At 55.6% G+C, this 13,650-nt stretch carries 16 protein-coding genes; 6 read left to right on the forward strand and 10 right to left on the reverse strand.

The window, feature by feature from the left end; all coding sequences use genetic code 11:
• The first annotated feature begins 4 nt into the window (after positions 1 to 4).
• Positions 5 to 448: a low molecular weight protein-tyrosine-phosphatase gene (locus J7380_RS01175; protein ID WP_209194121.1), complete on the forward strand. Its 444-nt coding sequence runs from the start codon at positions 5 to 7 to the stop codon at positions 446 to 448.
• Here J7380_RS01175 and J7380_RS01180 read toward each other — a convergent pair.
• The 3 genes from J7380_RS01180 to J7380_RS01190 form a co-directional block, all read right to left on the reverse strand.
• Complete coding sequence (locus tag J7380_RS01180) at positions 445 to 1,386, reverse strand: LysR family transcriptional regulator (protein WP_209194122.1); 942 nt, start codon at positions 1,384 to 1,386, stop codon at positions 445 to 447. The genes J7380_RS01175 and J7380_RS01180 overlap by 4 nt on opposite strands.
• Positions 1,387 to 1,452: 66 nt before the next feature.
• Positions 1,453 to 1,761, reverse strand: coding sequence for a hypothetical protein (locus J7380_RS01185; protein WP_209194123.1), 309 nt, complete (start codon positions 1,759 to 1,761; stop codon positions 1,453 to 1,455).
• A 151-nt stretch (positions 1,762 to 1,912) separates the two neighbouring features.
• Positions 1,913 to 3,100 (reverse strand): hypothetical protein, encoded by a 1,188-nt coding sequence (locus J7380_RS01190; RefSeq protein ID WP_209194124.1) that lies wholly within the window; start codon positions 3,098 to 3,100, stop codon positions 1,913 to 1,915.
• 48 nt (positions 3,101 to 3,148) lie between these two features.
• Here J7380_RS01190 and lepA point away from each other — a divergent pair, with 48 nt between their 5' ends.
• Positions 3,149 to 4,948, forward strand: a complete 1,800-nt coding sequence (gene lepA / locus J7380_RS01195) for a translation elongation factor 4 (protein WP_209194125.1) — start codon at positions 3,149 to 3,151, stop codon at positions 4,946 to 4,948.
• Positions 4,949 to 4,970: 22 nt separating this feature from the next.
• On the opposite strand, the gene J7380_RS01200 is transcribed toward lepA, so the two are convergent.
• Both J7380_RS01200 and J7380_RS01205 read right to left on the reverse strand, forming a co-directional pair.
• Complete coding sequence (locus tag J7380_RS01200) at positions 4,971 to 5,504, reverse strand: hypothetical protein (protein ID WP_209194126.1); 534 nt, start codon at positions 5,502 to 5,504, stop codon at positions 4,971 to 4,973.
• 172 nt (positions 5,505 to 5,676) lie between these two features.
• Positions 5,677 to 6,192 carry a DUF488 domain-containing protein gene (locus J7380_RS01205; RefSeq protein WP_209194127.1) on the reverse strand — a complete coding sequence of 172 codons (516 nt, stop codon included), beginning with the start codon at positions 6,190 to 6,192 and terminating at the stop codon, positions 5,677 to 5,679.
• A 391-nt stretch (positions 6,193 to 6,583) separates the two neighbouring features.
• On the opposite strand from J7380_RS01205, the gene J7380_RS01210 reads away from it, so the two are divergent.
• Entirely contained in the window at positions 6,584 to 7,033 is a 450-nt protein-coding gene (locus J7380_RS01210; protein ID WP_247742351.1) for a hypothetical protein, read from the forward strand.
• Between the two features lie 383 nt (positions 7,034 to 7,416).
• Here the strand turns inward: J7380_RS01210 and J7380_RS01215 are convergent, their stop codons facing one another.
• The 4 genes from J7380_RS01215 to J7380_RS01230 form a co-directional block, all read right to left on the reverse strand.
• On the reverse strand, positions 7,417 to 7,554 hold the full coding sequence (locus J7380_RS01215; RefSeq protein ID WP_209194128.1) for an entericidin A/B family lipoprotein: 138 nt from the start codon (positions 7,552 to 7,554) through the stop codon (positions 7,417 to 7,419).
• A 74-nt stretch (positions 7,555 to 7,628) separates the two neighbouring features.
• Complete coding sequence (locus tag J7380_RS01220; protein WP_209194129.1) at positions 7,629 to 8,423, reverse strand: metal ABC transporter permease; 795 nt, start codon at positions 8,421 to 8,423, stop codon at positions 7,629 to 7,631.
• Complete coding sequence (locus J7380_RS01225) at positions 8,423 to 9,178, reverse strand: metal ABC transporter ATP-binding protein (RefSeq protein WP_331251797.1); 756 nt, start codon at positions 9,176 to 9,178, stop codon at positions 8,423 to 8,425. Before J7380_RS01225 ends, J7380_RS01220 begins: the two co-directional genes overlap by 1 nt.
• The gene (locus J7380_RS01230) at positions 9,175 to 9,654 is read right to left on the reverse strand and encodes a Fur family transcriptional regulator (RefSeq protein ID WP_170355013.1); all 480 of its coding nucleotides are present in this window, start codon (positions 9,652 to 9,654) and stop codon (positions 9,175 to 9,177) included. Before J7380_RS01230 ends, J7380_RS01225 begins: the two co-directional genes overlap by 4 nt.
• 92 nt (positions 9,655 to 9,746) lie before the next feature.
• On the opposite strand from J7380_RS01230, the gene J7380_RS01235 reads away from it, so the two are divergent.
• A complete protein-coding gene (locus J7380_RS01235) occupies positions 9,747 to 10,892 on the forward strand; it encodes a zinc ABC transporter substrate-binding protein (protein WP_209194130.1) in 1,146 nt (381 codons plus the stop codon).
• A gap of 15 nt (positions 10,893 to 10,907) precedes the next feature.
• On the opposite strand, the gene J7380_RS01240 is transcribed toward J7380_RS01235, so the two are convergent.
• Positions 10,908 to 11,249, reverse strand: coding sequence for a metalloregulator ArsR/SmtB family transcription factor (locus J7380_RS01240; RefSeq protein WP_209194131.1), 342 nt, complete (start codon positions 11,247 to 11,249; stop codon positions 10,908 to 10,910).
• A gap of 338 nt (positions 11,250 to 11,587) precedes the next feature.
• Here J7380_RS01240 and J7380_RS01245 point away from each other — a divergent pair, with 338 nt between their 5' ends.
• Both J7380_RS01245 and clpX read left to right on the forward strand, forming a co-directional pair.
• Positions 11,588 to 12,220, forward strand: a complete 633-nt coding sequence (locus tag J7380_RS01245) for an ATP-dependent Clp protease proteolytic subunit (RefSeq protein WP_209194132.1) — start codon at positions 11,588 to 11,590, stop codon at positions 12,218 to 12,220.
• 135 nt (positions 12,221 to 12,355) lie between these two features.
• Complete coding sequence (gene clpX / locus J7380_RS01250) at positions 12,356 to 13,621, forward strand: ATP-dependent Clp protease ATP-binding subunit ClpX (protein WP_170355017.1); 1,266 nt, start codon at positions 12,356 to 12,358, stop codon at positions 13,619 to 13,621.
• Positions 13,622 to 13,650 lie beyond the last annotated feature (29 nt).

Below are 13,650 nucleotides of genomic sequence, written 5' to 3' on the forward strand. Positions count from 1 at the left end.
GTGCATGAGCTACCGTATCCTGTTTGTCTGTTTGGGCAATATCTGCCGTTCACCCGCTGCCGAGGGCGTGTTGCGCGCCCGTGCACCACATTATGCGACTGATAGCGCCGGGACCTCGGGCTGGCATGTCGGCGACCCGCCCTATGGGCCGATGCAGAAGGCAGCAATGGCACGAGGGGTAGCGCTGGGCGATTTGCGCGCCCGGAAATTTGTGACCGAGGATTTCAACCGGTTTGATTTGATCCTTGGCATGGATGCCGACAACATCGCCAATATCGAGGATCTGCGCCCCAAGGGCAGCGACACTCCGGTCCGCTTGCTGACCGATTTTGCCCCGGAAACCGGCGCGGACCATGTGCCCGATCCCTATTACACCCGTGATTTTGACGGAGCTTTGGACTTGATCGAGGCCGCTGTAGAAGGCCTCGCCGCGCATCTGCGTGGTTAGGCCATCACCTTAAGCCGACCGTCCAGCCAAGGCAGTTGCGTCAAGGCCGGGTCCACGATCTGGCTGCGCATCAATCGGCGCATCATATCGGCCACCTCTTGCGGAACCTGATCGGACCAGTCGGTGCGGGTGAACAGCGAGATCATTCGAGAAAAGTCCCCAAACGGGGCAGGGTGCGCCTCAAGCCCGTCGTGGAACCGGGCGGCGCGCATGAACCCCAACGGCGTGGTGATGGCCCAGCCAAGGCCGCGCGCGACCATCGCCATCAAAGCGAGGTGCGAACCGATCTCGAACCGTTCCTCGAACTCCAGTTTCCGGCGGGCCAGATGTGCCTCGATCTGGCGGCTGATAAGCTGTTCACGGGCGTAGCGCAGAAAGGGTAGGGTCTGCACTGCATCCTGCGCTCCTTTAGGGGTGACCAGAATGAACGGGTCCTGCACCAGCGGGTATTCGGCAACACCTTCAAGCACTTCACCTGAATGGGCTGATACTGCCATGTGCAGGCGTTGGGCTTCTAGGTCGGCGAACAGATCAAGACTGGGCAGGGTGATCAGTTTGAACTTCGAACGAGTCAGGCTGTCGGCCAGCAATGTCGCCAGCCTGGGTGTCAGGTCATTGTCGAAATCGTCGATCAAACCGATGGACAGGGTGGTCAGATGGCCAAGGTCCATCACGGTCAACTCACTCTGAGCAATTTGCAATTCGGCCAGAACGTTCTCGGCACGTGCCAGAAAGCTGCGCCCGGCCTGGGTCAGCCGCATTGGGCGGCGTCCGTGGTCGACCAGTTCGGTGCCCAACGCATTTTCCAGATTGCGCAATTGCTGGCTGACCGATGGCTGGCTGAGTCCGGTGATCTCGGCCGCCTGCGCCACCGAACCGGTGCGCGCCAAGGCCTCGAACACTTCAAGGCCCCGCAGAGTCAGCCCCTTCATCACCATCGCACATCCCTTTCGCTGCGCCTTTTCTGCGGTGCAGGACGGGTCAGGTCAAGGATGCTGAGGTGTTTAGCTACAGATCGCCTGCGCCATCTGGCCGAAATTCTGATACCGATCCCACAGCGCATCATCGCGCGCGGTGCGCGACATCTTCAGCTCTTGCGCCTGATGTGGGTCAGCGAACCATTTCGAGACGGTCTTCTGATCGCTGCGCGTCAGTGCCTGGTCGGCCACGCGCTGAATGCAGGTGCACCGATCCCGCGTCGCTGCCGACCGGTCCGATGCCAGACACGCCTGCTTGATTTGCGCGGCCTCAACCGCCAACGGAGAGCTTGCCACTGACGCAGCACAGAATGCGATTAGGAAGAACTTTTTCATGCTCATGCCTCGTTTTTGCCTGCCCGGAGGGATCTTGCGCCCCTCTCGGTCTTTGGCGAAGTATGAATCAAACTGAATTTCGGATCAATCGGGCGTTGCAAAATTGTGATTGCGCGGATTGGTAAATGATTGGGCTTCAGTAGGGCACCGGTCAGCGCAGTAGTGGCAACCAGTCTTCGACAGCGTTTATCAGTGCCTGAACCTTCTCGGGGTGAGCCATTAGGTACACTCCGACGGCAGCGGGACCTCCGGCCTTGATTGTTGTATTAATTGTTGCGGTGATTGTTGTATCGACCGCTAGGTCGGCTTTTCGACCAAGCCATTTCAGAAGGCCCGCAAAACCTGCTTTGAGCTTGGACAAAATTGCCTCAATCCGCTCATGATCAGGTTTCTCCTCTTCTAAGGCGCTCGAAAGTTCGTTCTCCGCCTCCCAGATCAAAGAAATAGAACTTGCTAAATACTCATCTGGAATGCTTTCAGGAGGGTTGTTCCCTCCGATGCCGTGGCGTGTTGTGGTCTGAGCTTTTGAGAGATTTCTTAAGTCGATCTCCGCTCTTTCGACTTGTCGTCTTGCTCGAATCTGCTGAATTTCCAGTTCAACAGCGTCTGGTCCATTGTTCCAGATGTGATCTTCGATCGACGCGAGTCGCCTTTGAATTTCCCAATCAATGGGTGCTCCTGCGGCAATGTTGCGATACCACTCACGCCAATAGCGAAAGCGAGTTCCTTTGGTCGGGTCATCTTCAAATTGGCCAACCGCTGATTTCCAATGGTAATAGAGCTCATCCTTGAGCCAATCTTCTGAGAAAAGTGGAAATGAAAATTCAACGTGTTGTTTGTTTTGAATGTTTATCGCGTCATTTTTTGCATGCTCAATGACCTTCGACCATGCAAACTCTACTGCCGCTTTGGCATCCACGGATTGTACGGAGAGTTTAGCCAATGCTAGTGAGCAGAATTTGAGTGCTTCAAACCAGTGTTCTCGTCGAGCGCTGACAGCATTTTGCATGCAGTAAGTCGCAAACTTGGCTTGGATGGATAGCGTCATTTCCCCTTCAAAATCAGCAATTTGATGGAGCGCCGTTGGTGACGACGGTAAGATGGTTGGCGGTGGTACTTGGTACTTGTTTACGAGAAATAGGATGAGGCGAATATCATCGTGAGTATCGCTCCAGTGCACGAGGTCAAATTGAGGCTCTCTGGTTGCGATCGACAAGGAGATTAAAAAGGCGCGCAGAGCTGACAAAGCCGCGACTTGATTTGCAATCTTGTCATCTAAGCTGAAAAACCAATTCTCCGCTTCAGCGTCCTGCGGATACAACTCCCCAAGTCTGATCATTCACAACCCCATTGACCAACCCACGATTCCTCTACATATCCCCAACCCATGACAGACCTCGCTCATATCCGCAATTTCTCCATCGTCGCGCATATCGACCATGGCAAATCCACCCTTGCTGACCGACTCATCCAAGAGACCGGAACGGTCAAGGATCGCGACATGAAGGAACAGCTGCTCGACAGCATGGATATCGAGCGCGAGCGTGGCATCACCATCAAGGCTAACACGGTTCGCATCGACTATACCGCCGACAATGGCGAGCAATACGTGCTGAACCTGATCGACACGCCCGGCCACGTGGATTTCGCATATGAGGTCTCGCGGTCCATGCGCGCGGTCGAGGGCTCTCTGCTGGTCGTCGACTCCACCCAAGGGGTCGAGGCGCAGACGCTGGCGAATGTGTACCAAGCCATCGACGCCGATCATGAGATCGTGCCGGTGCTGAACAAGATCGACCTGCCCGCGTCCGACTGTGACCGCGTGGCCGAACAGATCGAGGACGTGATCGGCATCGACGCGACCGACGCCATTCAGGTCAGCGCCAAGACGGGGCAGGGCATCCACGAAACGCTTGAGGCCATCGTACAGCAACTGCCCGCACCGCAGGGCAATCTGGACGCGCCGCTCAAGGCGATGTTGGTGGATTCGTGGTATGACGCCTATCTGGGCGTCATCGTTCTGGTCCGCATCATGGACGGCACGCTGAAAAAGGGCATGCGCGTCAAGTTCATGTCGAACAACACCCTGCACCATGTGGACCGCGTCGGTGTCTTCCGCCCCGAGATGGAGATGGTGGACTCGCTGGGCCCGGGTGAGATCGGCTTTCTCACCGCCTCCATCAAGCAGGTCCGCGACACGCGTGTGGGCGACACCATCACCAATGACCGCAACGGCACCGAAGACGCGCTGGACGGGTTCAAACCCGCGCAGCCGGTGGTGTTCTGTGGTCTCTTCCCGGTGGACTCGGCGGAATTCGAAGACCTGCGCGAGGCGATCGACAAACTGGCGCTGAACGACGCCTCGTTCTCGTTCGAAATGGAAACCTCAGCCGCACTGGGCTTTGGCTTCCGCTGCGGCTTCCTCGGGCTTTTGCACCTTGAGGTCATCCGCGATCGCATCGAGCGTGAATATGATATCGAGCTGATCACCACCGCGCCCTCGGTGATCTATCACGTCTATATGAAAGACGGCGAGATGATCGAGCTGCACAACCCCGCCGACATGCCCGACCCCTCGAAGGTCGACCATATCGAGGAACCGCGCATCAAGGCGACCATTCTTGTGCCCGATGAATATCTGGGCGACGTGCTGAAACTGTGTCAGGACCGCCGCGGCATTCAGCTGGACCTGACCTATGCGGGTTCACGCGCGATGGTTGTCTATGACCTCCCCCTCAACGAAGTTGTGTTCGATTTCTATGATCGACTGAAATCCGTAACAAAAGGTTACGCCAGCTTTGACTATCAGATGACCGGATATACCGAAGATAATCTGGTCAAAATGTCGGTGCTGGTGAATGACGAGCCGGTGGATGCGCTGTCAACCATGGTTCACCGCGACCGGGCCGAGATGCGGGGCCGGGCGATGTGCGAAAAGCTCAAGGACCTGATCCCGCGCCACATGTTCAAAATCCCGATCCAGGCCGCCATCGGAGGCAAGGTCATCGCCCGCGAGACCCTCTCGGCGCTGCGCAAGGACGTGACCGCGAAGTGCTACGGAGGCGACGCCACGCGGAAACGCAAACTGCTGGACAAGCAGAAGGCCGGTAAGAAAAAGATGCGTCAGTTCGGGAAGGTCGATATCCCGCAGGAGGCGTTTATTTCGGCGTTGAAAATGGATAGTTAGGGCTGTCCGACCGCGTGCGTGTTCAGAGGTCAAACAGGTCTTTTTGAATTGGTTCCTTAACTGGAAACACTCCAAGAAGTTGCCACGTTTGGGGGCGTCTTTTCATGTTCCCAAGCGCCAACACCAATCCGGTGCCGACATATTCTTCGCAATAGGTTCGTTGTAGATGCTGGAGAACTTCGAGTTCAGAGTAAGAGTGGCGAAGGCTAAAATACGCGGCGGAAGTCTCCCAGTCTGCACAGGTCTTGGTGTGTTCACCATCAGCATCTTTGTACCGAAGCTTAAACTTGAAAGGGCAAGGTTCGTAGGACGCAAGCTCTTCTTCTAAAAGCGATAGCTGCTTAGCTTGATCTGCAAACTTCTGCCGGTCAGCTTCAATTTCAGATTTGGATAGCCGCTCCCAAGATAGCGAAACATCGGTTGGCCGAACGAGAGCTAACGAATGGCCGCGCTCAATCGCCGACTTTTCCGAAGGCTGAATAGCTCTTTCAATTAGACTAGATTTTTCTTCTGATCGTTTGCACTTGCCTACAATTTTGATGCTTTCTTCGTGCACCCTACAACTCTCGGTCCGATTGTCATCTCTTGGAGGGCTATAGGTAAAATCCACGATGTCCCACCGCGAAAAAGCTTGACTGCCAGCTAGACGCCTAAAGCGAATGGGAAAAAGCCTCTTCCAAGTCCCATCTTCGCGCAAACCCGCACAGCAAACTGTTTCTGAGTGTTTCTTACTCGGCTGCGGCGAGGCTTTGACGAGGATGGTAACGCGGGATTTGAATTCCATCTTGTTGATACTGCTCTGGTTTGTCTGCGACTAAATTAAATATTTCAAAGTTTTCACATGCAGCCGCATCCGCAATGTAGGAGCGATGGCAATGGGTTGCGCATCTTTCAAAGCACATCATGCAAGTTTTTTCGTCGGCAGCAATCATGAGAAGCTCACTGAATGCATCTTGCGCATTTTGAGTTTCAAAATGGTTAAGAAAAATGGATTCGAATTTAGTAAAGTTACCGGATTTGGCTGCCTCACGACCTTCCTTGGGGTCTCCCAATGCTCTGAAGTGTATGTATTTAATGCCTACTTCACCCAGACGTTCTGCAAGCTTGTTCTTCGAAAGTCCTTTTTTTCTCGAAATCGGCAACTCACGAACGTCTGCCAGCACTTTGATCTGCAGTGCGACAAGCGTTTCGATAAGATTCTCGACTGAGGAACCTTCATATCCGATGGTATATAGTTCCTTCATTGTGCCCTCACGTTTTACTGTTTGCAGAACGATAAACGAAATTGTGCCAATAGTAGGTTTTTCTTTGCTTGAAAACACAGAGTGATGCGCAGATGCAATTTACTTTGCGCCGAACCCTCCCGCCCGGTGGCATTGCCGGGCCGCGCCGACCCGCCCCCGTCAAACTGTGGGTTTGCTTCCGGCAAAACGGGCGGCGCGTTTGCGTCTCCCCTCGGGCCGGCACTTCCCTCAGCTCTCGCTTCGGCAGGTCGCTCAGGTTCGTTGATCAATCGTGGGGTGGAGCAATCTAAACCCTTCATGAAGCTTCCTTCACAAATGTTGTAACGGCTCCGCCTCCTCCCAATCTGTTGAACAGGCCAGCACCGGCCCGGACAAAACGGAGGAAGAGACCATGACCAGATTTATGACTGCCGGAGCAGCCGCTTTGGCCTCGAGCCTCAGCCTTGCCACCGCAGCCGCAGCCGATACGCCGGACCTGCGCGGGACGTGGACGGGCAGCTATACCGCCGTCGGACCGAACCGGACCTCGACCGGAGACGCGCCTCGGTTCAACAATGCCGAGTGGGTGCTGGATATCCAAAAGCAGCAGGACAATGTGTTCTGGGGGCCCAGCAAGTGGCGGTCCTCCCCGGACGGTGATTGGCGGATGCTGGATGCCACCGGGACCATCAGCCTGGACGACCCGACCCGGATCAGCATCGTCGAAAGCTCGGCCAATCCCGAGATCGGTGTGAATGCGCTGATCGATGCCCGGTATGAGGACGGCAAGATTTACGCGGATTTCCGTAGCCTGCGTCGCGGAACGACCTACAGCACCGTTCTGGAACGTCAGGTGAACTGAAGCGTCTCTGGCCCGGTCGGTCTGTAGGGGGTACTGGCTGCGATGTTATGCAGCCGATAGTAGGTAATCCCGACCGGGTCGGAGCGCTTCTCAAATTGGTCTCCACAGGGAGGAGACGGGTCGGGCGGTGGCTGGATCGCTCGCAATAAGGGCAGGATGGTCCGATGTCGGAATGCGTTAACGGCATCGGTTTCCTAACCCGTGCGGACCTTCAGCGCAGCCTCGTGTGGCGAAACGAAGCCGCTGTCCGACCCAACTTGTTGGAAATCCTGAAAATGGTGTGGCTGCGCGTTCGCCAGATTTTTGGTTGCCCCGGCAATCGCGTCACCGAGTATAGAGAATGCGCTGCTGTATCACCGGCTTCAGGTCACAAGCCGCGGTCGTTAAATAGCCTGCTGTACGTCACTTGCAGTGTTGCTAATCGCGTCGCCAGCTTTGCCGATGTCTTTCCCGACACCTTTTGCCGTTTCACACGCTGTCAAAGTCAATAGGGCGGCCCCAATCAGTAGAGTGCGGATCATCGTTTGCTCCATAGGTTTTGTTCTCTGAGCGTCGTAGCAGTTTTTCCCGTATGTAACCAGCGGTTTGGGCGGTTTCAATTTCGGTAAAGATAGGGGCCGCTGACCCCGGTTACCAGAAACACCAGGGCTGCGGCGCAGACAATGCTGGGGCCGGCGGGCGTATCGGCCATATAAGCCCCCGCCAACCCACCCAACGCCGCCAAAGAGCCAAGGATCGCAGCGCAGACAGCCATGGCTTCGGGGGTTCGGACCAAAGATCGCGCAGCCGCTGCCGGGATGACCAGAAGCGCCGCAATCAGCAGAATACCCACGACTTTGATCGCCACGGCCACAGCCAGGGCCATAGCCAATGTCAGCCAGAGTTCCTCGCGTTTGGGATCAATACCAGACGCATAGGCCAAGTCTGGATTAAGTGTGGAAACCAGCAGGGCAGACCATCTCTGAACCATCACGGCCAGAATAAGAGCGCCACCGACCCAGATCGTCAGCAAGTCTGTTTTTGCCACGGCCAAAATGTCGCCGAATAGAAAAGCATCCAGATCAAGCCGGACGTCCGACAGAAGTGCGACGCTCACCAGTCCGGCCGCCAGTGCGGTATGGGCGATGACTCCTAACAGAGTATCCATCGCGAAGCCTTTTCCCCTCAGCAACGTCACGGTTAGTCCCATTGTAAGGGCCGCAACGATGATCGCTGGCAAAATTGGCAGGGAAAATGCGAGGGCCAGAGCAATTCCCAACACAGAAGCGTGCGCGGTTGCTTCGCCCAAGTAAGCCATGCGGCGCCAAACCACGAAACATCCAAGAGGAGCGGCTGCGATGGCTACTCCGACGCCAGCGAGGGCCGCACGTACCATAAAGTCATCCAGCATCAGTCTGCCTTTTCCTGCGAGAGTGTCGAGCCGTGATCATGGTCGTGTGAATGACTATGCTGGTGTTGGTAAAGCGCCATTGTTCCCTTCGTCCCACTTCCGAACAAGGCGCGGTATTCCGGTGCGTCTGCAACCGAGCGCGGAGAGCCCTCGCAGCAGATATGCCCGTTCAGACACAGCACCCGGTCTGAGGCCGCCATAACGACATGCAAGTCGTGGCTGACCATTACGATCGCGCATCCCAGATCGTGTCTAACCTGCTCGATGCGTTGATAAAATGCGGCGGCACCCGGCTGATCTAGCCCCTGGGTTGCCTCGTCCAGAAGAAGCAATTGCGGCTTCTCCAGCAACGCGCGCGCTAATAGGACACGCTGAAACTGGCCGCCGGACAGCTTGGTCATCTGACGGTTTCGCAAGTCAGGTACACCCGCATGGTCCAAGGCGGTTATGGCGTCACGTGCGGAAACGCGGCGGGGCAGGCTGAGGAACCGTTGAACCGTCATGGGCAAAGCCGCGTCCAGTGCCAGCTTTTGCGGAACATAACCAATCCGTAGGTTTTTGGCCTGTTTGACAGTCCCGTGTGCGGGCAAAGCCGCCCCGATCATCGCGCGTAGTAACGTGGACTTACCTGATCCGTTTGGCCCGACAATCGTTACGATCTCACCTTCCGAAACAGTTGCGTTCACATGTTCAAGGATAGTTCTGCCGTCCGCGCGGATCGACAGGTCTTTCAGCGTAATCAGAGTTCTTTTCACGCCTGCAATCCTATGCATTCGGGGCACAGACCCTCGGCTTCGACAACGACGCGTTCGATCTGGAAGCCCGAAGTGTTCGCGGCAGCACCCAGCCTGCCCTGAGTCAGTTCAGTTTCTGTTTCCGCGACGGCCTTGCAGGCCCGGCATATCAGAAAGGCCGGTACATGGTCGTGTGTCGGATGTGCGCAGGCAGCATATGCATTAAGTTGTTCGATACGGTGGACAAACCCGTTTTGGACCAGAAAATCCAGGGCTCGATACGCGACAGGCGGTTGCGACCCCATCCCTTCGGTGGATAACACTGCAAGGATTTCATAGGCTCCCATGGCCTTATGTTTTTCTAGCAGGATCTCTAGGACGCGCCGCCTGACAGGCGTAAATTGCAAGCGTTTCGCTTTGCATTTGGCCTCGGCTTGCGCAAGGGCAGTCTGAACGCAATGCGTGTGATCATGTTGCCTGAAACCGACTGTACTCATTAGGGGCTCCGTCATTTTGTGGCTTGATATGTTATAACGTGGGGCATATCAAGCGACCAGTAAATGTAATAACATATCATTCAGGAGGCATTATGCTGCGTTCCACGGTATGCGTTCTTGGCGCTGTTATGGCTAGTCAGGTTGTTGCGGACCCCCCCAAAGTAGTTGCTGATATTGCGCCGGTTCATTCGCTTGTTGCGCGCGTTATGGATGGTGTCGCGGAGCCGGTACTGATCGTGCCGCCTGGGGCATCGCCTCACAGCCACGCCATGCGCCCGTCCGAGGCGCGCGCGTTGCAATCTGCTGACATTGTCTTTTGGGTTGGTGAGGAATTGACGCCTTGGATGGACAAACCGCTGAGCACTTTGTCGGCAGGATCACAAAAGATATCGTTGCTGGATGTCGACGGTACGATCCTGCATGAATACCGCGATGTTGTCGGTGAGAGTGGGCACGACGACCACGCGGATCATGATGATCGTGCTGGTCACGCGGATCACGACGACCATGATCATGAAGACCACGCGGATCATGATGACCATGCTGGTCACAAGGACCACGACGACCATGGTCACGAAGATCACGCGGATCATGATGACCATGCTGGTCACAAGGACCACGACGACCATGGTCACGAAGATCACGCGGATCACGACGACCATGCTGGTCACAAGGACCACGACGACCATGGTCATGATGATCATGCTCATGACCACGACGGAGTAGACCCACATGCGTGGCTTGATCCGGAGAATGCGCGGACATGGGCTTTTGCGATTGCCAATATTCTTGCCGAGGTCGACGCCGAAAATGCGCAGGCATACCAAGACAATGCCAAGGCATTCGACAATGAATTGATTCTGCTTAGTGACCAGATCAACGCAGATTTGGCCGACATGAAGGCGCATCGTTTCATCACGTTCCACGACGCCTATCAGTATTTCGAAAAGCGTTTTGGGTTGGAAACATCAGGCTCTGTCAGCTTGGGGGACGCGGCCAACCCCGGTCCCGCGCGCTTGGCAACGCTTCGGGAAAAAGTCTCAGCAGATCAAATAGACTGCGCTTTTGCCGAGCCTCAATTCGACACCCGGCTGGTAGAGACCGCGATTGAGGGGTCAGGCGCCACGATCCTTGATCTGGACCCTGTCGGAATCGCTGTTGATCCAGGTCCGAAGCTCTATCCCACGTTGCTGCAGGCTATGGCACAGAGCTTTCTGGTTTGCGCAAACGGGTCGTGATTTTAACAGTTCGGCTCAGGCTGTCTGTTCTTCACAAAACAATTCATAGACCACTTCGAGCATGCGTTTGGGGCGGTCATCAGCAAGGCGGTAGTAGATCGCCTTGCCCTCGCGGCGCGGCATAACAAGCCCTTCAAGGCGAAGTCGCGACAACTGTTGCGACACAGCAGCCTGACGCGCTGACAGCAACTCTTCCAGCTCTGTCACAGATTTTTCGCCGGATACAAGATGACACAGGATCATCAGCCGTCCTTCGTGGCTGATCGCCTTCAGAAAATTCGAAGCCCGCGTCGCGCTTCCTGCAATGAGTTCGATGTTGTCGTTTGGGATGTCCTGCTTAACCTGCGCCAGTGCCATTATCTTGTCCTTTATGCCCAGTCGGGCGATGGTCTACGTAAAATCCGGACTCGGTTACTTGAGCCGCTTAAGTGCACATACTGACCAAATATGTCCATATGCATGAATCAAAATGACGTGATGGGAAAGAGAGCATCCGCAGACAAAAGACGCCCCTAGTTGAAAACGGGCAGTGGCGGCGTCGCGCCGCGCAGAAACAACTGCCGATGGCCGACAAAAAGCAATGTGTTGATCAGAAGTCTCCGGCCCCCCTTGCAGCCCCTCTATGGCAGCACTAAGACTCGGGTAACGTTTCTTCGGGTATTGTCCCGATCCATAGCAAAGCAGGCAGGTTCAGAATGTTCGATCCCGTTGATACCTATATGAATACGCTCGTCCCCATGGTCGTTGAGCAGACCAGCCGGGGTGAGCGCGCCTATGATATTTTCTCGCGCCTGTTGAAAGAGCGGATCATTTTTATCAATGGCCCGATCCATGACGGAATGAGCCATCTGGTGGTGGCTCAGTTGCTGCATCTTGAGGCCGAGAACCCGAACAAGGAAATCTCGATCTACATCAATTCGCCTGGCGGTGTCGTGACAAGCGGTTTGTCGATTTACGATACAATGCAGTATATTAAACCTAAGTGTTCGACATTGGTGATCGGTCAGGCGGCCTCGATGGGGTCGGTTCTGTTGGCCGGGGGCGAGAAAGGAATGCGCTTTTCGCTGCCCAATAGCCGCATTATGGTTCACCAGCCCAGCGGTGGGTATCAGGGGCAAGCAAGCGACATCATGATCCACGCCGCCGAGACGCAAAAGCTGAAAGATCGACTGTATGACATCTATGTGCGTCATACAGGGCAGACAAAAAAGGCTGTTGAGAAAGCGTTGGATCGCGACAACTTCATGAGCCCGGAAGAAGCGAAAGACTGGGGTCATATCGACGAAATCGTCGAAAACCGTGCGAAAATGGACGGCGACGAGAGCTGAGAATAAGTCCTCGCGTCACGTGCGCGAGGTACATTTTTGAGATTGTAGCCGCCTCAGTGGTGGCCTAAGCTGCAGCAACATGCGGCAAGCGCGGCCCCGGGCGGGGCCGCAGGGACGAAGCCCGAAAGGTAGAACATGGCGACGAATTCAGGCGGTGACGGCAAAAACACGCTCTACTGTAGCTTCTGCGGCAAGAGCCAGCATGAGGTGCGCAAGCTGATTGCCGGACCCACAGTGTTTATCTGTGACGAATGCGTCGAACTGTGCATGGACATCATCCGCGAAGAGACAAAGGCCAGCGGCCTGAAATCCAGCGACGGAGTGCCGACACCCAAGGATATCTGTGAAGTGCTGGACGATTACGTGATCGGTCAGGCCACGGCCAAGCGGGTCCTGTCGGTGGCTGTGCACAACCACTACAAGCGTCTGAACCACGCACAGAAGGCGGGCAGCGATATTGAGCTTGCCAAGTCCAACATCCTGCTGATTGGCCCCACAGGGTGCGGCAAGACGCTGCTGGCCCAGACACTGGCGCGGATTCTGGATGTGCCGTTCACGATGGCGGATGCGACGACTCTGACCGAAGCGGGATACGTGGGTGAGGACGTCGAAAACATTATTCTGAAACTGCTGCAGGCGTCAGAATACAATGTCGAACGTGCGCAGCGCGGCATCGTCTATATCGACGAGGTCGACAAGATCACGCGCAAATCCGAAAACCCGTCGATCACGCGCGACGTATCGGGTGAGGGCGTACAGCAGGCGCTGCTGAAGCTGATGGAAGGTACCGTGGCCAGCGTTCCGCCGCAGGGCGGGCGTAAACATCCGCAGCAGGAGTTCCTGCAGGTGGACACGACCAACATCCTGTTCATCTGCGGTGGTGCATTTGCCGGTCTGGACAGGATCATTGCGCAGCGCGGCAAGGGCTCGGCCATGGGTTTCGGGGCAGACGTGCGTGACAATGATGAGCGTGGCGTAGGTGAGATTTTCAAGGATCTGGAACCTGAGGATCTGTTGAAATTTGGTCTGATCCCTGAATTTGTTGGACGTCTGCCGGTTCTGGCAACGCTTGAGGATCTGGACGAGGATGCTCTGGTCACGATCCTGACCAAGCCCAAAAACGCACTGGTCAAGCAATATCAGCGCCTGTTTGAACTGGAAGATGCCGAGCTGGCCTTTACCGATGACGCGCTCAAGGCGATTGCCAAGAAAGCCATCGAACGGAAAACCGGGGCACGTGGATTGCGCTCGATTCTGGAAGACATCCTGCTGGATACGATGTTCGAGCTTCCGGGTCTGAAAAACGTGACCGAAGTTGTGGTCAACGAAGAGGCCGTGACATCTGAATCGCAGCCGCTAATCATTTATGCGGATGCAGCCGAATCTGCTTCGGCGGGTTAAGACCTTACAGATCTGATCCATGCGGCGCG

The organism is Ruegeria sp. R8_1 (genome assembly GCF_017743815.1).
GTDB classification, from domain to species: domain Bacteria; phylum Pseudomonadota; class Alphaproteobacteria; order Rhodobacterales; family Rhodobacteraceae; genus Ruegeria; species Ruegeria lacuscaerulensis_A.